The organism is Nostoc sp. LEGE 06077 (assembly GCF_015207705.1).
Classification (GTDB): domain Bacteria; phylum Cyanobacteriota; class Cyanobacteriia; order Cyanobacteriales; family Nostocaceae; genus Nostoc_B.
In genome coordinates this window covers 1-23866 of sequence record NZ_JADEWI010000020.1, presented here as the reverse complement: position 1 = coordinate 23866, position 23866 = coordinate 1, and the positions used below count along the sequence as shown (strand labels likewise).

Sequence of the window (23866 nt, the reverse complement as noted above, 5' to 3'; positions counted from 1 at the left end):
ACAGGGTAAAAACCTTTTATTGTCTATCTCCAAATTACCTTGGATATTGCTATAACTTGACCACAAGCGTAACCGAGAAACGAGACTTAATTAATGCTCACTTTCTCGGTGCGATCGCATTGTCTGAAGGTACTGAACGCAATCGATAGAAAATACTCTTATCAAAATGCACTCGTTCAAATGATTCATGCAGATTGATTGTAGTTTCCCCGCTACCCAAAAATAAGTAGCCATCTGGGTTTAATTGCTGTTTAACTTTTGTAAGTAAATCTTTCTTAGTAGCGATATCAAAATAAATTAAAACATTGCGAAGAAAGATAATATCAATATTAGGTAAAAATGACCAAGAATCAACAAGATTTATTTGTTGAAAGTCTATTATTTGGCGAATTTCATCATGAATTTGCCATCCATTATCTAATAATTTAAAATACCTTTCGTGCAAATTTTTAGGTAGACCACGCTTAATTTCTAATTGGTTATAACGCCCTTCCTTGGCACGGGCTAAAACCTTACTAGAAAAGTCACTAGCAATAATTTTTAAAGACCAATTGGCTAATAAAGGAAAATGCTCACGAATCAGCATAGCAATACTATAAGGTTCCTGTCCATGAGAACAGGCGGCACACCAGATATTGAGCGATCGCTCAATTCGCCGTTTTTTAATCAACTCTGGCAACACCAATTGTTTCAAAGCTTCAAAGGGATATGTATCACGGAAAAATGAGGTTTCGTTAGTAACTAATGCCTCAATGCTTTGAATATGCAGATCATTCAATGGTTGATGCCGCAGATAAGCAATTAAATTGGTAATTGTGCTAAATCCTGCGGCTTCAGCAATTGGCTGCAAATATAACTCTGCCAAATAAGTTTTATCGCTATCTAACACCACTGCCGAATGCTGATAAACTAATTGCCGCAAATAGTCAAAATCCAAAGTACTAATACCCATTGTCTGTTTCATTACAGACCTGACTTTTGAACAGGATGGACACGTTGCATAATTTCACCTGCCATTTCTTCCAGGGGAACAATCCGATCTGCGAGTCCAGCATTAACGACAAAACCAGGCATTCCCCAGACTACACTACTAGCTTCATCTTGTGCCAATATCTGCCCACCAGCCTCGCGGATACATTGACAGCCATGCAATCCATCTTGACCCATACCTGTGAGAATTACAGCGATCGCACCTGCACCGTAAACTTGGGCTACTGAACGCAACATTACATCAACTGAAGGGCGACAGGAATTTTCTGGAGGTGCTTGATGAATAGCTAGACGCACCACATTTGCATCCCGTTGCACAATCAAATGAAAATCTCCCGGTGCCAGCCAAACATTTCCCGCTTCTAATACCACACCATCAACTGCTTCCTCTACAGCAATTTGGCACTTAGAAGATAATCTTTCCGCTAGTAGCTTTGTAAACATCGGTGGCATATGTTGCACAATCAGAATAGGAACTGAAAAATCTGCGGGTATCGGCCTCAGTAGTGTAGCCAAGGCATTCGGCCCTCCAGTAGAAACCCCAATGGCGACCACATCCACTGACGCTGTTTTTCTCGATATAGGAAGAACGACAGGATTGACGATCCTTGACGGAAAAAACGCTGGGATTCCTGCACCAAATAGCTTAATTTTTGGAATTAATTCTTGGCGGATATGTTGGTTGGCTGCCTCCACACTCCCCAGATTACTCGGTTTTGTGGCGTAATCTGAAGCACCTAAAGAGAGAGCTTCTATGGTAGCAGTTGCGCCAGCGTGGGTAGAAGTGCTGAACATAATGACTGGGAGGTGCGGGTAAATTGGTCGGAGGGCGGCCAAAGTTTCTAAACCGTTCATCTCCGGCATTTCCACATCTAAAATCACAACATCGGGATTGACTTGAGGAATCTTCGCCAAAGCAATCCGACCATTGGCAGCAACTCCTACTACCTCTAATTGCGGATCGCTAGATAAAATTTTACTGACGCGACTGCGAACCATCACCGCGTCATCCACAACTAGTACCCGAATTTTTGGCATAGAAAAATATCAATAACAAAAATTTAATGCCTCGTACAGAGGCGCAAAGAGTTAACTTCCAAAAAACATATTGATAGGACTTACACAAAAAAACGAAAAATTAAGGGTATGGGAGAGGGTGCAGGGGTAGAGGGGAGCCAGTGCGTTGCGGAGGGAACCTCCGTTGTAGCAGATGGCGTGTGTCAAGGTGTTGGTGTTCACAACCCTTACACCCATTCTTAACAGCGTTATCTAATTCCCAATTCTCATTTTTTACATAGATAAATTCCCTAACAAGATGATTTTGACATTGATTGTGTAGTATTTTTGGTGCTAGTCTGTCTTAGGATCAATCTCATGAAACAGTTCCTCAGAACAGTATTTGGCATTAAAACATACATTATTTGGCTGCTTACACCAATACTGGCAATTATTCTTGGTACATCGCTGTTGGCTACCCCGGCGTTAGCTACTGGTGTGTATCAAATTCCGAACTTAACCCCAGGCGGCGACTGGGTTATAGATCAAGGTGAAGTGATTAGTCGCGTCAACGAAGGTAAGATTAGTACTACCTTTGAGGATCTGGCAAAGAAAACTGGCAATGAAGTCAGGTTTGTCACCATTCGCCGTTTAGATTATGGGGAAACACCAGAAAGCTTTACGCAAGGGCTGTTTGAAAAATGGTTCCCCACAAAAGAAGCTCAAGCTAACCAAATTTTGTTGGTGCTAGATACTGTTACTAACAATACTGCAATTCTTAGCGGTGATAAAGTCAAGTCTTTACTCACCGATTCTATTGCCGATAGTGTAGCTACCGAAACCTTAGCTGCACCCTTACGGGATGGTAATAAATATAATCAGGCATTTTTGGATGCCAGCGATCGCCTAGTTAAAGTTCTCTCTGGCGAACCCGACCCAGGCCCACCAAAAATTACTGATAATGTCCAGGTAGAAGGTACTTTCACCAAAGCAGAAGACACCGATAAAGGTAATGCTACAGCTTGGGTGATAGGACTTGTAATTGCTGCAACCGTTATCCCGATGGCGACTTACTATATCTATCAAGTAAATCAACCATCATCAAACGGATAATTCTGAAGTGTGTTAGCCCCCGGCGTTCCCGCAGGGTAAGCTGAAGTGTGAAGTCTGAAGTAAAAATTTTCAGACTTCATACTTCTTTTAGTCTTGAACATAGTCTTGTCCTGTCAGCAAAGCCATCTCAGCGCGGACAAATTCTCGCCCTAAATAAGCTGCATGGTCTAACTGCGAAACAGGACAAGGTTTAGTTTGTTCAAAAATTTTCACACTCAGTTCCTTAGCGGTTTTACCACTAAAAACTGTGGTATGAGTTCTTTCCACCTTACCTCGTGCAGGAATTACCTTGCCTGTTTCGGGATCTACCGCTAAACCATGCTCATCAATTACATTAGTAAAATGCTTGGCATAGATTAATCCCTCGCCTCTATCTAAATAGATGATGAAATATCCAGCGGGGTCAAGGTCAATATGACGCTGAGAGAGTTTATCATCAATTGTCGCTAAATCTTGAACTATTAAATCCATAACTGCCATCAAAAACAAAATTCTTTTTTCAGGGTTTTTACACCATATACTTAAGTGTAATTCTTATGTTCCTCAGTACGAGTATTAAATTGGTAAGCGGTTAATATCTTTATTACAGCCAATAACTACCATCGCCGAACCACGTTCTAAGCGTCTATTAGGTTCTGGATTAATCGCAAATTTGCCCTCTTGACTCACAGCCAGCAAATTTAAACCATAGCGGTTACGCAGTTGAATTTCTGTGATAGTTTTGCCATGAAATTCATCTGGGACAATCATCTCGACAATACTGTGATCTGGGTCGAGATCAAATCTGTCTAATATAGACGGTTTGGTCAAAGTACGCGCTAAAGCACAACCGGCTTCGTATTCTGGAAAAACAACATGATCTGCGCCGACTTTTTTTAATAACTTACGGTGAACTTCACTAGATGCTTTGGCTACAACATGAGGTACACCACCTTCCTTGACATTGAGAGTGGTAATAATACTTTCTTGAATGTAGTTACCAATGGCCACAATTACCGTATCAAATTCAAAAATTCCTGCTTCTTTCAGCGCCGCAGGTTCAGTCGAATCTAGTTGCAAAGCGTGACCAACTATTTGTTCTGTTAAAGCTTCGCAAACCCTTTTTTCATCAATATCTGTGGCTAATACTTCATAACCTAATTTATGTAGCGTTGAACTGACCGAACGACCAAAACGACCTAAGCCAATGACGGCAAATTGGTTGTTATCTTTACGTAAACTGCGAAAAAACCCTAATGATGCAAGATTCACAGTTGTTATCCTTATTAACGCTCCCTGGGTTTAGGACAAAAAATACTTAAATCTAACTTAAAGTAACAATTTTTATTTTTTGCCTAGTATTTCATATTTTATCAGTTTAAGTTAATGCCATTGATACTAAGTGCGGTTATCTCACCAGTAAGTTTTCGTTACGCACCAAAAAGATCCCCGACTTTTTGAAGAAGTCGGGGATCTAAGCTTCTAGATTGTTACTAGATTATCCTACTAATAAATTTTCTTCAGGATAGTGAATTCTGGTGGGACGAGGATCACCAAGAACAGCTGACATCAGTAGTAAAACTCCTACTCTGCCTATGTACATCGTAATAATTAAAATCAGTTTGGCTGCGATGGAAATACTAGCTGTAATACCTGTAGAAAGACCAACGGTGGCAAAGGCAGATACAACTTCAAATAAAATTTGAATAAAATCTAATGTTGGATCTGTTAAGGAAATAATAATAGTTGATAAAACTACGGTAGCAACAGAACCAACTAAAACCCCAACTGCTTTCAAAATTAAATTTATGGCTATCTTTCGGTCATACAATAAAACATCTTCTTTACCTTGAAGAATAGCTTTGGTACAACTAGTCAAAACTCGCAAGGTTGTCGTTTTCATGCCGCCACCTGTACCGCCAGGACTAGCACCAATAAACATCATCGCTATGGTAATAAATAGACCAGCAGTGGTCATCTTGCTAATGTCGATAGTATTAAATCCGGCAGTTCTCGGAGTCACAGATTGGAACCAAGCCAATAATAATTGACCACCTAAATCTAGTTTGCCAAAAGTCTCAGGATTTCTAAATTCTATACATAAAAAAGCAATTGTGCCGACGGCTAAAAGAATTATAGTTGTGCTGGTAGCAACTTTAAAATCCAAGGAAAATACTAAACAGGTATTTTTTCTGAGTAGGCGATCGCGCAACCACAGGTACATTTCTAAAATAACTTGATAACCAATCCCCCCAAAAATAATTAATGTAGTCACTGTAAAAACGACTAACACAGATGTTTGATAACCAATCAAGTTGTCTTTAAACAAACTAAAACCTGCGTTATTCCAAGAATTAACGCTATGAAAAATCGCCAACCACAGCCCTTGTGTCCAACCATATTGAGGAACAAACACAGGCAGAAGTAAAAATATGCCTGTAATTTCAAAAATTAACGTAGTAGCAATAATGGAACGAATAACTTGGGCGCTACCTTGCATTCCCGGCCTGTCTAAAGCTTGTTGAATGGCAATTTTTTGACGCATATCAAATCTGCGGCCAATTAACAAAATCAAAAAGGTGGTAGTTGTCATATAGCCCAACCCACCAATTTGAACTAACAGTGCAATAAACAGTTGACCCCAAAAAGAAAAATACGTCCCTGGATCAACCACTGATAAGCCAGTCACACAAACGGCAGATGTTGAGGTGAATAATGCCACAACTAAGTTATTCCAGGTGCCGTCGCTAGTTGAAATAGGCAGCATCAACAAAATAGTTCCGACAGTGATGACAGCCAAAAATCCTAAACAAATTGTCCGCGAAACAGTCATATTCAGGTAGAGCCTCTAAATTTTTCCAGGGAGGTTCTACACTATAGATTCTTCCTGGAAGGAAAAACATCCTGATTTAATTAAAAACACATATGGTAGCCTAACCAGTATGTTTATTTAGACTTTGATTTGTCTTAACATTATTTGATTCATGAGTACAACACTTTATCAACAAATTCAGCAGTTTTACGATGCTTCTTCTAGTTTATGGGAAGAAGTTTGGGGCGAACACATGCACCACGGTTATTATGGTGCAGATGGAACGCAAAAAAAAGACCGTCGTCAAGCGCAAATTGATTTAATTGAAGAAATACTTCATTGGGCCGGTGTAGAAACAGCAACTAACATTTTAGATGTGGGTTGTGGAATTGGTGGCAGTTCTTTATACTTGGCAGAAAAGTTTCATGCTAGAGCTACTGGTATTACCTTAAGCCCTGTGCAAGCGGCGAGAGCAACAGAACGCGCCCAGGAAATGCTGTTAAATCTGAGAAGTCAGTTTCTAGTGGCTGATGCTCAAGCAATGCCTTTTGCAGATAATACTTTTGACTTGGTTTGGTCGCTGGAAAGTGGCGAACATATGCCCAACAAAGTACAGTTTTTACAAGAGTGTTATCGGGTATTAAAACCGGGTGGAACTTTGATTATGGTGACTTGGTGTCATCGACCAACAGATGAAACGCCATTAACCGCAGATGAACAAAAGCATTTGCAAGATATTTACCGCGTGTATTGTTTGCCTTATGTGATTTCTTTACCGGAGTATGAAGCGATCGCTCATCAACTACCATTAAAAAATATTCGCACCGCTGATTGGTCAACGGCTGTCGCCCCATTTTGGAATATAGTCATTGATTCAGCCTTAACTCCCAGTGCAATTTTTGGCTTATTGCGTTCTGGCTGGAGTACCATTCAAGGAGCCTTAGCTCTAGGCTTAATGGGTCGCGGTTATGAACGCGGATTAATTAAGTTTGGGTTGGTGTGCGGAAATAAGTAGAGCGCACAGACATCAATAGACTTCTTGCACGAATGTTGAAAAGCAATAATTTTATGGCTCATGCAAAGACCCATTCGGTGAAACCGTTCTCGTTCGCGTAGCGTCTCCGTCAGGAGAAGAGTAGGCGTAATCTGATTTCATGCAAGAGGTCTAATAGACAGTGTAGGAGCAAGGGATAAAAGAGTGTTGGCGCAACTCGCCGTAGCTATCGCTCCACTTCAACCCTGATTATTTAACTAAAATCTTACTTCCCATCTCTGCAAGAAAAGAGGCAGGAGTTAAGCTAAATAAAGTTTAGTTAAATTTGAGTCATGTCTGACTTCAAAGAAAACATTGCCACGTTCGCTAGACAGTTTGTTCCCTCTCATCGATTCATTCGGACTCACGAATCTACCCTTGGTAATATTCATGAACTGCAAACCGAACTAAATCATCACTCAATTAAGGTTTTAAACTGGAATATTGCGAAGAATAATTTTGAAAAAACTTGGTTTAAAGATTTTTACCGAATTCTCAGACAGCACCAACCTGATTTAATCTGCTTCCAAGAAGTGCGTATGGGTGTGGGTTTAGAACAAATTATTGGGTTTAACAAATTTAGTTGGGCTTATGCTCCTAATTTTATTGATGCCCATCATCAAACTTATTCTGGTATTTTAACAGCGGCTAACATCAGTCCTCTTACCAAAAAAGCTATAGTCACTAAACACTATGAGCCTTTAGTAAATACGCCGAAAGTTTCATTAATTACAGAATATTCTTTAGCTAATCAGCAAAAAACACTTTTAACTATTAATAGCCATTTAATTAATTTTGTCGAGATAAACAAATTTAAAATTCAATTACAAGAAATAGAATTAGCATTATCTACACATCGCGGGCCGATTATTTTTTCTGGTGACTTTAATACTTGGAATCGCCAAAGGGCAATTATTTTAGATAAGGCTGTAACTAAATTGGGTTTAAAACAAGTAAAGTTTGCTACCCATGAAAGGAAGAAGATTAAAAGGTTCCTTTTGTCACCCCCCTTAGACTATATTTTTTATCGAGGATTAACTGAAAAACCAGCTAGTGCTAAAGTTTTAGATGAAATTTGTTCATCCGATCACAAGCCATTGCTGGCAGAATTTAGTTATGTCGATACGTAAAAAATAAAGATGCTTGTAGACATTAGCATCCTCACTTTTTTGAGTGCAGCTACCGTTGTAGTTCATGCTTTAGGAATTGGCCATGCTGCTCATGCAGTCATGACTGTGCGTTCTTCTCGTGGTGCGATCGCCTGGAGTATTTCTCTGGTAACATTTCCTTGGCTGGCTCTGCCTTTATACTGGATTTTAGGCAGAACTAAATTTAATGGATACGCTGAAGCTTTGCGTTCTGTATATGCTCAACACCAAAAATTAGTTAAGCAAGCTTATAGCGAAATTACTAAATTTCAGGTAGCAATACCAGCGCAATTCAACTCCCTGGGAATCTTAGGGGAAACATTTACAGGTGTTTCCTTTACATCAGGTAATGCTGCTGAATTACTAATTGATGGACAGCAAACCTATCCAGCAATGTTAAGTGCGATCGCCGCAGCCAAAAATTATATTTTGTTACAATCTTACATTGTTGATGATGATGAAGCAGGGTATGAATTTCAAGCAGCTTTAATCGCCAAAGCACAACAAGGTATCCGCGTCTATTTTCTCTACGATGAAATTGGTTCTAACAAATTATCTCGCGCTTATATCAACTCTCTGCGCCAAAATTTAATTCAAGTGAGTGCATTTCATACTACTAAAGGTAGAGGAAATCGATTTCAACTTAATTTTCGCAACCATCGCAAAATTTTAGTTGTTGATGGTGAAATTGCATTTACTGGTGGTTTAAATATTGGTAATGATTATTTAGGTAAAAATCGCCGTTTGAGTCCTTGGCGCGACACTCATATCAAAATGCAAGGGCCAAGTGTTCAAAGTCTGCAAAGTTCGTTTTTGCAAGATTGGTATTGGGCAAATCGTTATGTTATTGATGTTAATTGGCAAGTCAAAGCCAACTGGGAAGTTAACCAAACTGCATTAGTTTTGCCCACAGGCCCCGCAGATAAACACAAAGCTTGTCAACTCTTTTTTGTTAATGTTATCAATCAAGCGCAAACTCGTCTGTGGATTGCTACTCCTTATTTTGTCCCAGATGATTCAACTTTAACAGCTTTAAAATTGGCAGCAATGCGCGGTGTTGATGTGCGAATTATTTTACCAAACAGACCCGATCATTTATTTGTTTATCTATGTTCTTTCTCTTACTACAACGAAATGAAAGCCCTAGATATCAAATTTTATCGCTATAAACATGGATTCATCCACCAAAAAATTATCCTGATAGACAATGATTTAGCCGGAGTCGGCACAGTCAATCTAGATAATCGCTCATTTTTTCTCAACTTTGAAGTTATGGCATTTATGATCAATGCTCGATTTGCCCACAGCGTTGAGAAAATGTTAAAAACCGATTTAGCTGCCTCAGTGACAGTAGATTTTGCTGAATATGACAAAAAACCTTTGTGGTTCAAGTTAGGTGTGAGAATATCTCGATTATTGACACCCTTGTTGTAATAAGAAACCTTGTGCATAAATATTTTTTGTGTCTCACGCAAAGGCGCAAAGACGCAAAGAAAGAGTGTTTGCCAAGGTATATAAATTAATGAGAGAATAATATAGTAGCAACTATTAACTGCTAACTTTATTTAGTAAAAGTCCAGTATGACACCAATTGCATTTCACGTAGAAGGGCAAAAACCAATAAAATCAGAAGATTACAAAACTCTAGAGGAACTAGAATCTGAATATCCAGGATTAAAGATATGCCCCATCTGCGAGGGTGTTCTACACTTTGTTTCACAATCTTTCAAGAAAGTAAACAATAAAATGACACCTGTCGGCTCCTACTTTAGGCATGAAAACGAAGAAGCTAATAAACTTTGTCCTACTCGTAACATGGGTGAATCAATTGAGCATTTATGGATAAAAGTTGAAACTCAGCGTAGGTATAAAGAAGCCGCAAACTACGCCGGATTTAAAAATATGAGCATCGAAATTGAGAAAAATGTTAATAAGCCTAATGGTTATAATCGTCCTGATATTCTGATAAAAAATAACGATAAAGCCATATTCGCTGTTGAAGTTCAAACTTCTGGCATATCTGCACAGAAACAAGCCGATAGGTCATTTGGACACAAAGCAGCAGGGATTGATTTAACAGACTGGCGATGTGGTAACAACAACGCATCTGTAGAACGAGCAATCAGATATTATGGTTTTGCACATACAACAGAAGTTTACAAAGATACTTATGAAGAGTTATATGATAATGGTTTTTTTGAGCAAAAAATACTTAAAGAGAAAATCAGAAATATTGAATTTACACTTTACCACCCTAACCAAAATGGCATAAGAGCAACCATAGACAGCCATGCCCAATTGTTAGAGAAAGCTTTACAAGTTTCTACAGGTTCTAATGGCTTGTTATCACCTGATGAAAAACCAAAATTTCAAAATCGTAACCCCTTTATCCCTGAAGAACACATAGAATTATGTAAATCCTTAACTCCAGTTGTGGATCTGCTTAAATCAGGAATTCATCATCATGACCTCATTGGTTGGTACGTTCAAATAAAAGGTCAAATAACTACAGAAGGTATCATCCATGCAATTGAACCAATATGCCAGAAAACAGTTTTAATTCAACCTTTATATAGTGAACAACGCCAAATTGTATCCATAGAATTAGTAAGCATCGTTAACTGGAATGAAACTATCTGTGGCTCAACTATAGAAGACACACCGAAAGTAAACCCAGAGCCAGATCGAATTGAACCCCAAAAACCATTAATCTGGCAAGTAGGCGATCACGCTTCATGGAAAAATGCTCCATCCTGGTGGAATCCGTACGGCGAAGAAATTATCAGCATTGAAAATAACAAATGTATGATTAACTATTGGGGAAGTCCAATAGATTTGACTCAATTATTTCCTCCGAATATTTAGACTAAACTCTGGCGCACTTCTTTGCGGCTTTGCGTCTTTGCGCGAAATAATTTAAGTCAAAATTCTCAGATTACCAGCCAATAAGGTTCCAGAATTTGCTAAACTCCAACTTCGGAGATCAGAAATAAACTTAAGTATTGGTCGGAGGGGTCTCAGGGTGGCTCACGATGAAGGTACAGTAACGGAACAAATTCATCCACAAGATATTTCCTGGCCATTTTGGCCGATTGTGCCTCTTTACCCGTATAGCAGGCGGCGAACAATTCGGAAAGAAGTCATCAAAAATACTGTGTGGACTTTTGACCAGTTACAAGGTATTTTTTACGTTGTTGTGCCGATTCGGATGACTGTTGTCAAGCTAGATGCAGGTGGTTTACTGGTTTATGCACCTGTTGCACCCACAAAAGAATGTATTCAGCTTGTTCAAGAATTAGTGGCTGAACATGGTGATATTAAATATATTATTTTGCCAACTATTTCTGGTATCGAACACAAAGTTTTTGTTGGCCCTTTTGCGAGATGCTTTCCCAATGCACAGGTATTTGTTGCGCCGAATCAATGGAGTTTCCCGCTGAATTTACCATTAACTTGGTTGGGTTTACCTGTTAAACGCACTCAAGTTTTGCCAGAAGATAGCAGTCAAGCGCCTTTTGCCGATGAGTTTGATTATGCAATCTTAAAGACGATTGATTTAGGCCCCGGTAAGTTTACAGAAGTGGCATTTTTTCACAGGCGATCGCACACGTTATTAGTCACAGATGCGGTAGTATCGGTACCAGAAGAACCTCCGGCGATCGTCCAACTTGAACCTTATCCTTTATTATTCCACGCTAAAGATCAGGGTTCGGATGTTGTGGCTGATAATCAAGCAAATCGCCGCAAAGGATGGGAACGCATCACACTGTTTGCTTTATACTTCCAACCTAGTGCTTTAGAAGTACCCACATGGGGCGAGGTATTCCGCGATGCTTTAAAAGCGCCAGAACGCTCTAGAAAAGCTTATTTTGGGTTATATCCCTTTAAATGGCAAGATAATTGGCAGAGGTCATTTCAAGCTTTACGCGGAGATGGACGTTTGTTTGTCGCACCAGTTTTACAAGCTCTTATTCTCAACCGCGCACCTAAAGAAACTCTGGATTGGGCTGATAAAGTCGCCAGATGGGATTTTCAGTGGGTGATTCCCTGCCATTTTGATGCACCAATTAAAGCCCAACCGCAGCAATTTCGCCAAGCATTCTCTTTTTTAGAAAAGCACCCAATTGTCAGTACAGGTTTATTTAATAGTAGTAGTTATCCTTTGCCAGAGGATGATTTTAAAATTCTCCGCAAAATTGATGCAGGTTTAAATAAAAGTGGAATTGTCCCGCCGGCAAAGGAGAAAATCTAAGAGGTTGTAGGGATTTACAAACAAGTTTGATTACGACCCTTTTTTTTGGCTTCTCTGACTTTATCGCTAGCGCGCTGCAAAAAAGACACAAGGTTAGTTTCTGTCATTAATTCGACAACTCCGATACTGGTGGTGAGGCAAAATTGTTGACCATTGTAGGCTGTTACAAATTCCTCACTCAAAGCTAGGCGAATTCGTTCAGCTATTTGATACCCGGTGTTGAGGTCGGTGTTAGACATGACAATACAAAATTCTTCTCCTCCGTAGCGTGTTACCCAATCTCCGGCTCGGATATGAGTTGTAAATATTTTTGCCGCAGTTTTTAAAGCTTGATCACCTGTAGGAAAACCGTAGGTGCGATTTACTTCTCCAAAATTATCTAAATCAAGGAGTAAAATTGTTAGTCGTTGCTGATATTTATGAGATTTTTCAATCTCCCGCGCTAGTAATCTATCGAGATAGCGGCGATTGAAAACTTCCGTTAAACCATCGTGTTCTGCTTCTAAGCGGTATTTATTAGCTAGACGACTGGCCTTTAGCACCATCTCACTAATCATCCGTTCTGCGGTGACGCGAATTCGATGTTCAAAATCAGTTATCAGTTTATCTTGACCAGAAGCATCAACGATCGCCTCAAATTCCTCAGAAGTGACAACTTGGTTACGTCCCTTTTGCTTGGCTGCATAGATACATTGATTGATTTCTTGCCATAATTGCTCAACGGAAGCATATCCTGAGATGGCGACTACTCCTAACGAAGCTGTTATCCGAATAGAAGAGATTGCATTCAGCTTAAATTCATGAGTTTCGATTTGCGTTCTCAGAAATTCGGCAAAGGCTTTTCCCTGCTCGATATTACCACCCATACAAATAGCAAATTTATCACCGCCTGTCCGTGCGACGATACCTGCTCCTAGTGAGTACTTTTGGAGAATTTGCCCAATCTCTTGTAATATCTGATCTCCGACTATATGACCATAGCGATCGTTAATAAACTTAAATCCATCAATATCTAAATAAATTAAAGAGATAGGTTCTACATCTTCACTAGATGTTAAAAGCTGAATAGCATAATCATTGAACTTACGAAAATTAGCAATTCCTGTTAATTTATCAAGGTTAAATAAATGTTTTTGCTGGTTATGCCAAAGACTGCGCTGCAAACGTAGACTGATTTGCTGATCAATGGCATTGATTTTACAAGTTTCATCACCTGGCTCTAACCAGCAAAGAATAGCAGATTCTTGCTCAATTGTGTCTACTAAAAATACTATGGGTAAATTAACATTAGTATATGTATATTGGGCTTGCTCTAAATTTTCAAAAGCCCTGATGTCGAGTATGATAATGTCAAAATCTTGCTCAAAAAATGTAGAAATATCAATTTGTATCCATTGAAAATTAAGGGTAATATTTATTGGTTGCGGCAAATCTAGTGAACTACACCAAGCAACTCGAATTGCTTTCACCTGTTCATTCATTAATTTAAAACTTTAATAACCAAAAACATGGGTAATTTAAAGTTTAACAATTAAATTTAGTAATGACTATTAATTGCTATCTGAGAACGGGGAACAAAGGATGAGGTTAAAAAGCTGTTAAAATATAGCTAGCTAGATAAGGTGATTAGAAGTTGCAATTACACAAATAAAATCCAAGCAAGTGAGTTTAAAATTTAGAGTTTTTCATTGGTTGGTGTAGAAGAATTTATATCATGAATTATTTTAATCTCTAATAGAGATTAAGAGATTATTGATCAAGTAAAAATAAAAATTATTGTAGGGTATATTAAGCGGATATTGTGAGTTAACTAATCACAAAAATTATATACGCGCGCCTAACGCAACATCATAATCTGGCGGTGCGTTAGGCTGAAGCCATAACACACCCTACTGGCTAAATTTGCTCATAAGAATGATTTATTCTTAACTATCTTGTTGGCATTTTGGAAATATTATACTGAGTTTGAGAGTGGACAATAATTATGCCCACTCTACTTAATCATGACGCTACAGAGTTTAATGTTGATTTTGCTGACGAGCGTGGTTTTTTGCGGTTTGATTTGCGGGTTCCGCCAGCCATGCCATACTCATCACTATCTTTGCCATAGTGAGAGGCTACATTTAGCAGCATTTGTTCTGAATAACTATTTAAAGTACGTTCCGCTTCTAATAAAGCAGTTTGGGCTTTATCTACCATTGCGCGTATTTGATTATAGGCGGTTAATTTTTCGCGTACTTCCTGTATTTTAGCGTTGTAAGTAGCGACTGAATATCCATTACTAAAGTCTAAGTCAGGGTTAATTGTCTGTATGCCTTCAATTCGTCGTTCAGCTTTAGTAAGTGCAATAGAGTTACGTTTCCTTTGCGCCATAAAGTTTTCCTGTGAGAGTTTTGCACGGAGTTCTTTAAATAACATCAATATACGCAATGACTAAATAAATTAGCTTGAGTAAAGCTACAGAATTTTGAGGGCATTAATATTGGCTATTTATGTAAAAACGGGTAAATTTGCTGAATTTCATTGAAAAAACTTGATATACTAAAATAATTACGGCTATATGAATCAAAAATCTTGTTGCCGAGTCAGAAATTTAATTTACGAATCAAAAATCTTGTTGCCGAGTCAGAAATCTGATTTACGAGTCAAAAATCTTGTTGCTGAGTCAGAAATTTGATTTACGAGTCAGATTTAGCTAAAAAAACCTTTATAATCAGCATTGTTATTAATTTTGTTAGACATCAGCAATGATATTCAGTTTGACTAAATACTTGTCATTGCAGAGTCCAAGCGATTCTTGTTACTCAGCACTGAGTTTTGTAAATCATTGTTAAAATTGCATTTTTAATTGATTAGCTATGACTAAATACGTACTCTGGGGAACTTACTGCGACGATGTTTTAGAAAAACGCGCCCCTTATCGTCAAGCTCATTTAGATGGTTTAGCCAAACAAAAAGAGTCTGGTGTGTTAATTACCATTGGCCCAACCAAAGATGTTACTAAAGTTTTTGGCATTTACGAAGCGGAAAATGAAGCCACTGTACGCCAATTAATTGAAAATGATCCCTATTGGCAAAATGGTGTTTGGACGGAATACTCTCTTCAGGAGTGGATTCAAGCTTTTTAAATCAGCTTTGCCCACCCCACGGTTATGAAAAATGGTGCTGTCAATGTGTCAGTTTAGTTATTGTCCACCAATTTTAGTGCCGAAGTTTTTAAATCACCTGAGAATTACTTACTTTTAGTAGATGTAATGAAACGTGTGTGTATGTAATTATGGAAATATGCTGATCGGAAATGATGTTGCTGTTGCCTAGAATAAAACAGAATTCGCGATCGCACTTAATATTTAGTTGTTCACTCATTGTTTGACGTTTAAGAGGGTACTACCCATGCAACACATCCTAAAACGCGCATTTCTACCTAGTTTGATGGCTGCTACTTTAAGCAGTATAAGTTTTATTCCTGTTCAATCTGCTAGTGCTGATGACCGAGTGCTAAATAATGCGGCAATTGGCGCTGGTGCTAGTGCATTAACGGGAGCTTTAACAGGCTGCGGTTCTTTTTTAAATAATGCTGCCACTGGTGCTGCGGCTGGTGCGGCTGTTAACGGTGCTAACGGTTTGAGAACCAGAAGCGACAGAAGAGTTAACGGACGTAATATCCTCCGCGATGCTGGCGTAGGTGCAGGTGCTGGTGTAGTCGCAGGTGCTGTTACTGGCGGTTGTAGAAATACCTTGAAAAACGGCCTTAATGGTGCCGCGGCTGGTGCTGCTGTGCATATTTTAGATCGCAGACCTGCTAAAGTCAGAAGGAGATAATTTATCTAAATAGAATTCAGGAGTCAGAAGTCAGAATTCACCAATGGAATTCTGTGCGACTGGTGAATAAATAAATGGGTTTTAAACCCCGTTAAATTTTCAATTTACCTATCTACAATTAGTGGCGAGTATATAGCAATTACCAAGCATATAAAATACACCCCACCCGCGCTGTCGCGCACCTCCCCTTGGCAAGGGGAGGGTTGGGGAGGGGTAATTTTATACCACACCAGAACTGGAAATGCTATAAATACCCCACTCTTTTGTTCTAACTCCTGAATTCTGGCTTCTAGATTCTTTTGCAAGATGGATAATTCGTAATTTGGTTATTAAATACGAGTTATCCATTGTGGATTATGCCAATTTAAATACGCTGCAAAACAAATAAATCATTAGTAGGGGTGTAACTGTTTGCGCCCCTACTTTGCTTATCTTTATTTTTATGTGTAAATTAGAATATTATTAATTACTCAAAGCTGTAATGTAGTGATGTTAATCCTCAGCACTTGACAATCATACTGTTTCTTTATAAAAATGCAATTAATTGGCTGTTGTAGAGACGTTGCCTGCAAAGTCTCTACAGGATTTACAGGGTGTAGCTTTATTTCAATTTGGTATAACAACCAAATTAGAGTAAAATTTTTTTAATTTTTTTAAAACTTAGGCTTGATTTTAACTGCAAAATTTTAGGACATTTAGGACAGTTAAGAAAATAAATTTTTTAATTGCAGACATTTAAGACTTTTAAGACATTTAAGCAAATTGCATAATATTTAAAATCTAAAAATAGCTAATTTTCTAATAAAAAAAATGCAAAATTCTAGTAAGATAATTTCAGCACACTAATCGTTTTTAAAGATATTAAGTAATAATAGAATTGGATTTCTGTCTTGTTTGGCAGATGTGTATGACAATATGAAATACCAAGTTGGTGGTAGTCTCCCTAGCGATGATCCAAGCTATGTTGTTCGTAAGGCAGATAAACAACTATACATCAGTTTAAAAGCTGGAGATTTTTGTTATGTCTTAAATTCCCGTCAAATGGGAAAATCATCTTTATTACATCGCACGAGTTACCATCTTACACAAGAAGGTAACAGTTGTGTTTATTTAGACGTAACCCGTTTAGGGAGCGAAGATACAACAGCCGAACAATGGTATAAAGGTATTATTTTGAGCCTTTTTTATAATTCAAATTTAGCAGATAAATTTAATTTTAAAACTTGGTGGGAAGCACAAGCAGGTCTTTCTCCTGTTAAAAAACTAGATCAATTTGTCGATGAAATATTGCTGTCTGCTGATAACAGTCAATATGTTTTTATTTTCATAGATGAAATTGATAGTTTATTAAGTTTAAGTTTTTCGGTTAATGATTTTTTTGCTTGGATTCGTCATTGTTATAACCAAAGAGCGCACGATACTAAATATCAACGTTTAGGATTTGCTCTTTTTGGGGTAGCTAGTCCCGCAGATTTAATTACTGATAAGCGCCGGACACCTTTTAATATTGGTACAGCTATTGAATTAGACGGTTTTAAATTAGATGAAGCGGTACCTTTACTTCAAGGGTTAACAGGTGTAGTTAGTCAACCGCAAATAGTTTTACAAAAAATTCTGGAATGGACAAATGGACAACCTTTCCTCACTCAAAAGCTCTGTCAATTAATTGTGCAGATTGCGTGGGAAACACCCAACGGCAAAATTGATTTACCTCAAGCTACAGAAGGGTATTGGGTAGAACAACTGGTAAAAAAGCAGATTATTCAACATTGGGAATCGAAAGACGAACCAGAACATCTTCGCACAATCCGCGATCGCCTGTTATGTAACGAACAAAAAGCCGGACGCTTGTTAGGGCTGTATCAACAAGTGTTGCAAGCTGAAGCAGAAACTCAAACACCTGTAGCTTTGAATGATAGTCGAGAACAAACAGAATTATTACTATCGGGTTTAGTTAAAAGGCATAATGACTATCTCAAAATTAAAAATCCGATTTATCGCCATGTGTTTAACCAAGAATGGGTGGTGAGACAGTTAGATAATCTGCGTCCTTACTCGCAAATCTTTAATGCTTGGGTATTATCAAATTATCAAGATGAGTCTCGCTTATTGCGGGGACAAGCGCTGAAAGATGCTCAAAATTGGGCGCAAGGAAAAAGTTTGAGTAATTTGGATTATCAATTTTTCGTAGCTAGTCAAGAATTTGAACGGCGGGAAGTGCAAACTGCCTTAGAAGCCGCACGGGTTCAAGAAATCGAAACCAGGCTAACACAAGAGAAAAAAACGGCTTTATTGCAGAGATATTTGCTAATTGCTGTATGTATTGGTTTGTTTGTCTCTAGTAGTTTGGGGATAGGGAGTTTCATGTTATATCGCCAAGCAAAAAGAAGTGAGATTCTCGCCAAAAACAGTGAAATGCGAGCGTTGATATCTTCTTCAGAAGGAATGTTTGCTTCAAATCGCCGCTTAGATGCACTTATAGAAGCAATCAAAGCCAAACAAAAACTCCGCCAGCTAAATTCAGCCAACCCCAAAATTGCCCGACAGGTTGAAGCTGTATTACAGCAAGCAGTTTATAGTGCCGATGAATACAATCGTTTTTGGGGGCATACAGCAGCGGTTCTGGCAGTTGATGTCAGTCCGGATAGTTCTCTCATTGCCTCAGCTAGTGTAGATAAAACAATCAAACTTTGGCGACGCGATGGTACAGCAGTTGCCACCCTCACAGGTCATACAGCTACAGTCAGAGCCGTAAAATTTAGTTCTGATGGTCAGATGCTGGTTTCAGCGAGTGAAGATGGCACTGTGAAACTATGGACAAGGGAAGGTACTTTATTAAAAACACTCAAAGGTCATAATGCTTCAATTTGGGGAGTCGCCTTTAGTCCCGATGGCCAGACTATAGCTTCGGCCAGTTTCGACAGAACTGTCAAACTGTGGCGGCGAGATGGTACCTTGCTAAAAACTTTTACTGGTGAAAGAGTCGGGTTTTGGGGAGTTGTCTTTAGTCCCGATAATCAAATTTTGGCAGCCACAAGCATCGATGGAGTTATTCAACTCTGGAAACGGGAAGGTTCAGACTGGCAAAACCCTAAACTTGTGCAAACTCTCAAAGGTCACACCGCTTGGGTAATTGCTATTGCTTTCAGTCCTGACAGTCAAATGATTGCTTCCGCCAGTGAAGATAAAACCGTCAAACTTTGGCGACGCGACCCCAAAAATAACAGCTATCGCCTGGATAAAACCTTGCAAGGTCATAGTGCGGGAATTTGGGGAGTCGCATTTAGTCCTGATGGCCAGACTATTGCTTCCGCCAGTCTCGATAAAACAATTAAACTGTGGAACATGGATGGTACAGAATTAAACACTCTCAGAGGACACAGTGCCTCAGTTTGGGGCATAACTTTTAGCCCAGATGGCAGCTTTATTGCGTCGGCGGGTGCAGAAAATGTTGTGCGACTTTGGCAAAGCCAGAATCCATTTCAAAAGTCGATAGTTGCCCATAAAGCGGGAATTTGGTCATTAGATATCACCTCCGACAGTTCCACCATTGCGACAGCTGGTCACGAAAACACTGCTAAACTTTGGACTCGTCAAGGCAAATTGCTGAAAACTTTTACTGAACCTGGGGGGGCAATTTTTGAGGTTTCCTTTAGTGGTGATGGCAAGTTAATTGCCCTTCGCACTTATGGCGATAAGATTAAACTCCAGCAGCGAGACGGAACATTAGTTGCGACTTACAAAGATCCCCTAGGTAAACTCTTAGCCGCTGTATTGAGTCCCGACGGTCAAGCGATCGCTATGTCAAATGTTGATAAAATTGTGCAAATATGGCAGCGCAATCAGCCTAAACCGCAGATTCTCCCAGGACATCAAGCTGAAGTTTGGCAAGTTACCTTTAGTCCTGATGGTCAAATGATTGCGTCTGTTAGCGGCGATGGTACAGCTAAATTGTGGACAATTAATGGTAAATTACTCACAACCTTAATAGGACACACCTCAACAGTTTGGAGAGCAGCATTTAGTCCTGACGGTAAAATGGTAGCGACAGGAAGTGCTGATAACACCGTTAAATTGTGGACGATTAACGGTGAATTATTGCAAACATTCAAAGGTCACACAGCAGCAATTTGGGGAGTAGCATTTAGTCCTGATGGCAAAATGTTGGCTTCTGGCAGTATTGATGCGACTATTAAACTTTGGAAATTAGACGGTACAGAAATCACCACCTTGAGAGGACATACCGCCGCTATTCGGAAAATTGCCATCAGCCGCAACGGAACTTTTTTAGCTTCCGGGGGTGATGACAACACATTAATTTTGTGGAATTTACCACGCATTCTCAAGTTAAATGCACTCAATTATGGTTGTTCCTTAGTCAAGGATTATTTGCAAACTAACACAACATTAGAAGAGAGCGATCGCTCTTTGTGTCAATAAGCCTTAACTGAACTGTATTGGACTGTATCAGGACTTATACCAATTCACTAAAATCTTGATACATATAAAAGTAGGGGCGAACGGCCGTTCGCCCCTACTTGATTAAAAATTTCAGGATGACTACATCAACGCTTAACTGTTTTCTGCATGAAGAGCATTTAAAGCAAGTTCTGCTGGATGCGCTACACCGTTACCTGCGAGATTCACTTTCTCTAATCTGCGAAGTACAATCATCCCACGGGAACGATTTGAGGAGGAATCTTTATCTACACAAGCAGCATACATCCGTTGAATTGGACATTTCCAAAAGCGGGTATATCGTTTGGGATTTGTATCGGCAATAGTGACTTCTTGAGTTTTTGAGTCATAATCTGCTAATAACGAAAAGTGACCACCTTCTAAACTAGGATTTTCATGAGCAATCCGAGTATTAAAGTTGAGAATGTGGACATCATTTTCATTGCAAACCGCAGCTTCAACTTCGCGGGTGAATGCTTCGAGGGTGATACTCGGCTTATCAAAATGATCCATCTGAATGGACAGAGGTAATTTCTTTTTTTCTATATAAATTTTACAGGTATCATAGGTTTCTGCTAAAGTCATGCCATCATCTAAAACCGATGCGATTGGTAGTTGGGTGACATAGAAAATTTCATCAACAGTTGTAAGATATCCTAATGCAGTGAAACCATAGGCGATCGCAGTCACATTACAACAATAAATAGGTTGTTGAAACTGATGTAATTGAATGATTTCTAAATCGCGTTTAGAAATTTGACCTATATTATCAATATCCATAATTTTATTTTTACTATAGTGAGTTGTAAACTTGTATGCGCTCATACATTTTCTTCGTGTTCGAGAAAACAGACAAGGACAGTTAAGACAGTTAAGCAAATAAATGGAGACAGTTAAGACATTTAAAAAAATTAAGTATTCGTTCTGTATGATCAAAAACTTTTAAATCAATTTAATTTCTCTGTAAATACGTTTAATCAGCATTGCAAATGTATTGGACTCAAAGCTTTTGTAGTCGTTGAACGAACTGGGATTCGTGATGCGATGCCTTGGTATGAACGGCAGTTTTACATTAGTAGTCAAATTCACGATGCACAGCAGTTATTAGCTGACACTATTGGACATTGGGGAATTGAAAACCGATTGCACTGGGTTAGAGATGTCACTTTCTCTGAGGACTTCCCGCCATGTTGTGGTGGGAATGCACCCGTCAACTGGGCTATTTTACATAATTTCTTGATTACGATCGCGCGCTTTTTTGGTTTTTGCACTATTCCCCAAGCTCAATGCGCTTTATCAAATCAACTCGCTCAGGTTTTTTCTCTGTTTGTATGAAACGACTCTGCTTTTAAGGGGGATTTAGGAGGATCTAAAATCCAGCAATACAACATCAGAAATTCTCTTAATTTCCTGGCGGAAGAGTGCCAGAATTACCGGCAGGTGGTTCGGTGTAGTCGCAAAATATATTGAGTCCAATTTTCAGAATATACAAAACAACAACAGTAGCGATCGCCGGATCAAGGGGTAAGCCATGCGCTGCTGCTACACCCACTAGGGAAACAATCACCCCTGTCAGCAAAGGTGTACTACCTGGATTTTTTGTGTATTCTTTAAGTTGACCGCGAAACCCGTCATCACCGCAAAGTTCCTGACGCAATACTTTCAGCGTTGTCTGCCAAAGCGATTTACCCTCTGGCATTACTAGCACGCCATTTTGCTCTACCCACAGTTCATCAAAAGATGTATCACAATTACCGTTGTGTTTCTGTAAAACATCCAATGCGTGTTTTGCCGGGGCGTAATTGCCTAATAACTCCCGTGCTACATTAATTTCATTACTAGTTAGTTGAGCATCCATTACTTTAACCCTCATCTACAGAACGTTGCTTCTTCCCATCCAGCACCGCACTAACTGTCATATCTCCCATCACATTAATCGCTGTGCGACAACGGTCTAAAAACCAATCAACAGTCACCAACAAGGCAATATACTCCGTCGGTAAGCGCACAGAAGTAAACACCAAAGTCATCGTTACTAACCCCGCATTGGGAATACCAGCCGCCCCTACTGATGCAAAAATCGATGTCAGCACCACAATTAACTGCTGCCCCAAATTTAAATGTTGTCCAATTACTTGGGAAATATACAATGCAGACATCGCTTCATACAGAGCAGTCCCATCATTGTTAAAATTTGCCCCAACTAACGCCCCCAAAGATGCCGAAGATTCCCTTAACCCAACTTTCGTTTGCAAAACCTCCCAAGTAATCGGCATTGTCACCGTCGAAGAAGAAGTTGAAAACGCCGTGATAAAAGCATCCGAACCACCAGCTAAAAACTTCCACGGGTTTACCCAAGAACCGAACTTAACTCTGGTGAGATAGTAGCAAGCTTGCAACGCCAATGCTACCAACACCGCCACAATAAAAGCTGCCAAGGAGACAAACGGGGCAAAACCTTTTTCCGCCACGGTTTTCGCCACAATGCCAAACACAGCAAAGGGAACTAAAGCTATTACCCAGTTAAGAATGCGAATTACCGCCTCAAACAAAATCCCAATCACATCTTCAATTGGTTGAAATCCGGTTTTGTTTTGGACGATTTGTTCTGATTTTAAGCCCCGTAAGACAATGCCAAAACAAAGGGCAACTACAATCAGTTGAATCACATTATTACTCACCAACGGCGCAAGGATCGCTTCGGGTACAGCGTCTTTGAGTAATCCCCAAGGATCAATATTGGCGTTAGGGATTGCTGTCTGTGGCTTGGGTAAACTTCCCCAAGTACCTGGACGCAAGACGTTAGCGACGAATAGCCCAATTAAAATCGCTACAGTGGTATTAGTCACCAGTAGTAATGCTAACCGCCGTCCGGCTGTACCGGGGATAGTCGCCGTCATAAAAGTATGCAGGACTGCTACCAAAATCAGCGGTGTCGCTAAAGCCCGGAGTGCCTTAAGTACCAGTTCCGCCGGAATTGCTAAATTAGTGATTAAAGTAGCATTGCTAGGGGTAGGATTTCCCGCACCCAGCAAAATTCCCAGAATCACAGCCAGTATTAGGGCGATAACGATTTGTAACGTGAGAGGAATGCGCCGCCACCAAGGACGGGGTGTTGTATTAGGCGGATGATGACTCTCTGTTTGACTCATTGGTAATGCTAGGTAACGGGACTAAGGTAACTATTACAACAACAATTGCGGAAGTGAAATTTACTTAAACAAGATAATCTAATCAATCTAGGGAGTAGGGGGAAGCAGGGG

Annotated in this window: 20 protein-coding genes; 10 read left to right on the top strand and 10 right to left on the bottom strand. The window is 39.5% G+C overall.

Translation table 11 applies throughout. The annotated features are described in order from the left end of the window. Nucleotides 1-97: 97 nt before the first annotated feature. Nucleotides 98-964 (bottom strand): CheR family methyltransferase, encoded by an 867-nt coding sequence (locus IQ244_RS15085; protein ID WP_193895385.1) that lies wholly within the window; start codon nucleotides 962-964, stop codon nucleotides 98-100. Next, the gene (locus tag IQ244_RS15080; RefSeq protein WP_193895382.1) at nucleotides 964-2028 is read right to left on the bottom strand and encodes a protein-glutamate methylesterase/protein-glutamine glutaminase; all 1065 of its coding nucleotides are present in this window, start codon (nucleotides 2026-2028) and stop codon (nucleotides 964-966) included. Before IQ244_RS15080 ends, IQ244_RS15085 begins: the two co-directional genes overlap by 1 nt. A gap of 336 nt (nucleotides 2029-2364) precedes the next feature. Between IQ244_RS15080 and psb32 the strand changes: the two genes are divergently transcribed. Continuing rightward, nucleotides 2365-3099, top strand: coding sequence for a photosystem II repair protein Psb32 (psb32, locus tag IQ244_RS15075; RefSeq protein WP_193895380.1), 735 nt, complete (start codon nucleotides 2365-2367; stop codon nucleotides 3097-3099). An 87-nt stretch (nucleotides 3100-3186) separates the two neighbouring features. On the opposite strand, the gene IQ244_RS15070 is transcribed toward psb32, so the two are convergent. The 3 genes from IQ244_RS15070 to IQ244_RS15060 form a co-directional block, all read right to left on the bottom strand. Then, nucleotides 3187-3570 (bottom strand): DUF4346 domain-containing protein, encoded by a 384-nt coding sequence (locus IQ244_RS15070; protein ID WP_193895379.1) that lies wholly within the window; start codon nucleotides 3568-3570, stop codon nucleotides 3187-3189. Nucleotides 3571-3654: 84 nt separating this feature from the next. Next, complete coding sequence (locus IQ244_RS15065; RefSeq protein ID WP_193895377.1) at nucleotides 3655-4350, bottom strand: potassium channel family protein; 696 nt, start codon at nucleotides 4348-4350, stop codon at nucleotides 3655-3657. Nucleotides 4351-4576: 226 nt separating this feature from the next. Beyond that, on the bottom strand, nucleotides 4577-5911 hold the full coding sequence (locus tag IQ244_RS15060) for a TrkH family potassium uptake protein (RefSeq protein ID WP_193895375.1): 1335 nt from the start codon (nucleotides 5909-5911) through the stop codon (nucleotides 4577-4579). A 151-nt stretch (nucleotides 5912-6062) separates the two neighbouring features. Between IQ244_RS15060 and IQ244_RS15055 the strand changes: the two genes are divergently transcribed. The 5 genes from IQ244_RS15055 (at nucleotide 6063) to IQ244_RS15035 (ending at nucleotide 12323) form a co-directional block, all read left to right on the top strand. Beyond that, nucleotides 6063-6905 carry a methyltransferase domain-containing protein gene (locus IQ244_RS15055; RefSeq protein WP_193895373.1) on the top strand — a complete coding sequence of 281 codons (843 nt, stop codon included), beginning with the start codon at nucleotides 6063-6065 and terminating at the stop codon, nucleotides 6903-6905. Between the two features lie 311 nt (nucleotides 6906-7216). Further along, nucleotides 7217-8053 carry an endonuclease/exonuclease/phosphatase family protein gene (locus IQ244_RS15050; RefSeq protein ID WP_193895363.1) on the top strand — a complete coding sequence of 279 codons (837 nt, stop codon included), beginning with the start codon at nucleotides 7217-7219 and terminating at the stop codon, nucleotides 8051-8053. Nucleotides 8054-8062: 9 nt separating this feature from the next. After that, nucleotides 8063-9505 (top strand): cardiolipin synthase, encoded by a 1443-nt coding sequence (gene cls, locus IQ244_RS15045; protein ID WP_193895361.1) that lies wholly within the window; start codon nucleotides 8063-8065, stop codon nucleotides 9503-9505. Nucleotides 9506-9652: 147 nt separating this feature from the next. Beyond that, on the top strand, nucleotides 9653-10936 hold the full coding sequence (locus tag IQ244_RS15040; protein ID WP_193895359.1) for a competence protein CoiA family protein: 1284 nt from the start codon (nucleotides 9653-9655) through the stop codon (nucleotides 10934-10936). A gap of 157 nt (nucleotides 10937-11093) precedes the next feature. Further along, on the top strand, nucleotides 11094-12323 hold the full coding sequence (locus IQ244_RS15035) for a DUF4336 domain-containing protein (protein WP_193895357.1): 1230 nt from the start codon (nucleotides 11094-11096) through the stop codon (nucleotides 12321-12323). Between the two features lie 14 nt (nucleotides 12324-12337). On the opposite strand, the gene IQ244_RS15030 is transcribed toward IQ244_RS15035, so the two are convergent. Then, nucleotides 12338-13804, bottom strand: coding sequence for a diguanylate cyclase (locus IQ244_RS15030; protein WP_193895355.1), 1467 nt, complete (start codon nucleotides 13802-13804; stop codon nucleotides 12338-12340). A gap of 520 nt (nucleotides 13805-14324) precedes the next feature. Next, the gene (locus tag IQ244_RS15025; RefSeq protein ID WP_193895352.1) at nucleotides 14325-14696 is read right to left on the bottom strand and encodes a hypothetical protein; all 372 of its coding nucleotides are present in this window, start codon (nucleotides 14694-14696) and stop codon (nucleotides 14325-14327) included. Nucleotides 14697-15181: 485 nt separating this feature from the next. On the opposite strand from IQ244_RS15025, the gene IQ244_RS15020 reads away from it, so the two are divergent. The 3 genes from IQ244_RS15020 to IQ244_RS15010 all read left to right on the top strand — a co-directional run bounded on the left by IQ244_RS15020 (nucleotide 15182) and on the right by IQ244_RS15010 (nucleotide 20585). Further along, nucleotides 15182-15451: a YciI family protein gene (locus IQ244_RS15020; protein ID WP_193895350.1), complete on the top strand. Its 270-nt coding sequence runs from the start codon at nucleotides 15182-15184 to the stop codon at nucleotides 15449-15451. 265 nt (nucleotides 15452-15716) lie between these two features. Then, a complete protein-coding gene (locus tag IQ244_RS15015) occupies nucleotides 15717-16145 on the top strand; it encodes a hypothetical protein (RefSeq protein ID WP_193895348.1) in 429 nt (142 codons plus the stop codon). A 915-nt stretch (nucleotides 16146-17060) separates the two neighbouring features. Beyond that, nucleotides 17061-20585 (top strand): AAA-like domain-containing protein, encoded by a 3525-nt coding sequence (locus tag IQ244_RS15010; protein WP_193895346.1) that lies wholly within the window; start codon nucleotides 17061-17063, stop codon nucleotides 20583-20585. Between the two features lie 132 nt (nucleotides 20586-20717). Here the strand turns inward: IQ244_RS15010 and IQ244_RS15005 are convergent, their stop codons facing one another. After that, complete coding sequence (locus IQ244_RS15005) at nucleotides 20718-21428, bottom strand: phytochelatin synthase family protein (RefSeq protein ID WP_228058937.1); 711 nt, start codon at nucleotides 21426-21428, stop codon at nucleotides 20718-20720. A gap of 219 nt (nucleotides 21429-21647) precedes the next feature. Between IQ244_RS15005 and IQ244_RS33385 the strand changes: the two genes are divergently transcribed. Next, on the top strand, nucleotides 21648-21938 hold the full coding sequence (locus IQ244_RS33385; protein WP_193895344.1) for a transposase: 291 nt from the start codon (nucleotides 21648-21650) through the stop codon (nucleotides 21936-21938). 67 nt (nucleotides 21939-22005) lie between these two features. Here the strand turns inward: IQ244_RS33385 and IQ244_RS14995 are convergent, their stop codons facing one another. Both IQ244_RS14995 and IQ244_RS14990 read right to left on the bottom strand, forming a co-directional pair. Continuing rightward, a complete protein-coding gene (locus IQ244_RS14995; RefSeq protein WP_193895342.1) occupies nucleotides 22006-22461 on the bottom strand; it encodes a hypothetical protein in 456 nt (151 codons plus the stop codon). A 4-nt stretch (nucleotides 22462-22465) separates the two neighbouring features. Next, nucleotides 22466-23755, bottom strand: coding sequence for a dicarboxylate/amino acid:cation symporter (locus IQ244_RS14990; RefSeq protein WP_193895340.1), 1290 nt, complete (start codon nucleotides 23753-23755; stop codon nucleotides 22466-22468). Between the last annotated feature and the right edge of the window lie 111 nt (nucleotides 23756-23866).

Coding starts and splice junctions, on each gene's coding strand:
- IQ244_RS15025 (WP_193895352.1), bottom strand. CDS start 14,696: ATGGCGCAAAGGAAACGTAACTCTATTGCACTTACTAAAGCTGAACGA.
- IQ244_RS15060 (WP_193895375.1), bottom strand. CDS start 5,911: ATGACTGTTTCGCGGACAATTTGTTTAGGATTTTTGGCTGTCATCACT.
- cls (WP_193895361.1), top strand. CDS start 8,063: ATGCTTGTAGACATTAGCATCCTCACTTTTTTGAGTGCAGCTACCGTT.
- IQ244_RS14990 (WP_193895340.1), bottom strand. CDS start 23,755: ATGAGTCAAACAGAGAGTCATCATCCGCCTAATACAACACCCCGTCCT.
- IQ244_RS15020 (WP_193895350.1), top strand. CDS start 15,182: ATGACTAAATACGTACTCTGGGGAACTTACTGCGACGATGTTTTAGAA.
- IQ244_RS15085 (WP_193895385.1), bottom strand. CDS start 964: ATGAAACAGACAATGGGTATTAGTACTTTGGATTTTGACTATTTGCGG.
- IQ244_RS15030 (WP_193895355.1), bottom strand. CDS start 13,804: ATGAATGAACAGGTGAAAGCAATTCGAGTTGCTTGGTGTAGTTCACTA.
- psb32 (WP_193895380.1), top strand. CDS start 2,365: ATGAAACAGTTCCTCAGAACAGTATTTGGCATTAAAACATACATTATT.
- IQ244_RS15010 (WP_193895346.1), top strand. CDS start 17,061: ATGAAATACCAAGTTGGTGGTAGTCTCCCTAGCGATGATCCAAGCTAT.
- IQ244_RS15050 (WP_193895363.1), top strand. CDS start 7,217: ATGTCTGACTTCAAAGAAAACATTGCCACGTTCGCTAGACAGTTTGTT.
- IQ244_RS33385 (WP_193895344.1), top strand. CDS start 21,648: ATGCCTTGGTATGAACGGCAGTTTTACATTAGTAGTCAAATTCACGAT.
- IQ244_RS15015 (WP_193895348.1), top strand. CDS start 15,717: ATGCAACACATCCTAAAACGCGCATTTCTACCTAGTTTGATGGCTGCT.
- IQ244_RS14995 (WP_193895342.1), bottom strand. CDS start 22,461: ATGGATGCTCAACTAACTAGTAATGAAATTAATGTAGCACGGGAGTTA.
- IQ244_RS15080 (WP_193895382.1), bottom strand. CDS start 2,028: ATGCCAAAAATTCGGGTACTAGTTGTGGATGACGCGGTGATGGTTCGC.
- IQ244_RS15040 (WP_193895359.1), top strand. CDS start 9,653: ATGACACCAATTGCATTTCACGTAGAAGGGCAAAAACCAATAAAATCA.
- IQ244_RS15070 (WP_193895379.1), bottom strand. CDS start 3,570: ATGGATTTAATAGTTCAAGATTTAGCGACAATTGATGATAAACTCTCT.
- IQ244_RS15005 (WP_228058937.1), bottom strand. CDS start 21,428: ATGAGCGCATACAAGTTTACAACTCACTATAGTAAAAATAAAATTATG.
- IQ244_RS15055 (WP_193895373.1), top strand. CDS start 6,063: ATGAGTACAACACTTTATCAACAAATTCAGCAGTTTTACGATGCTTCT.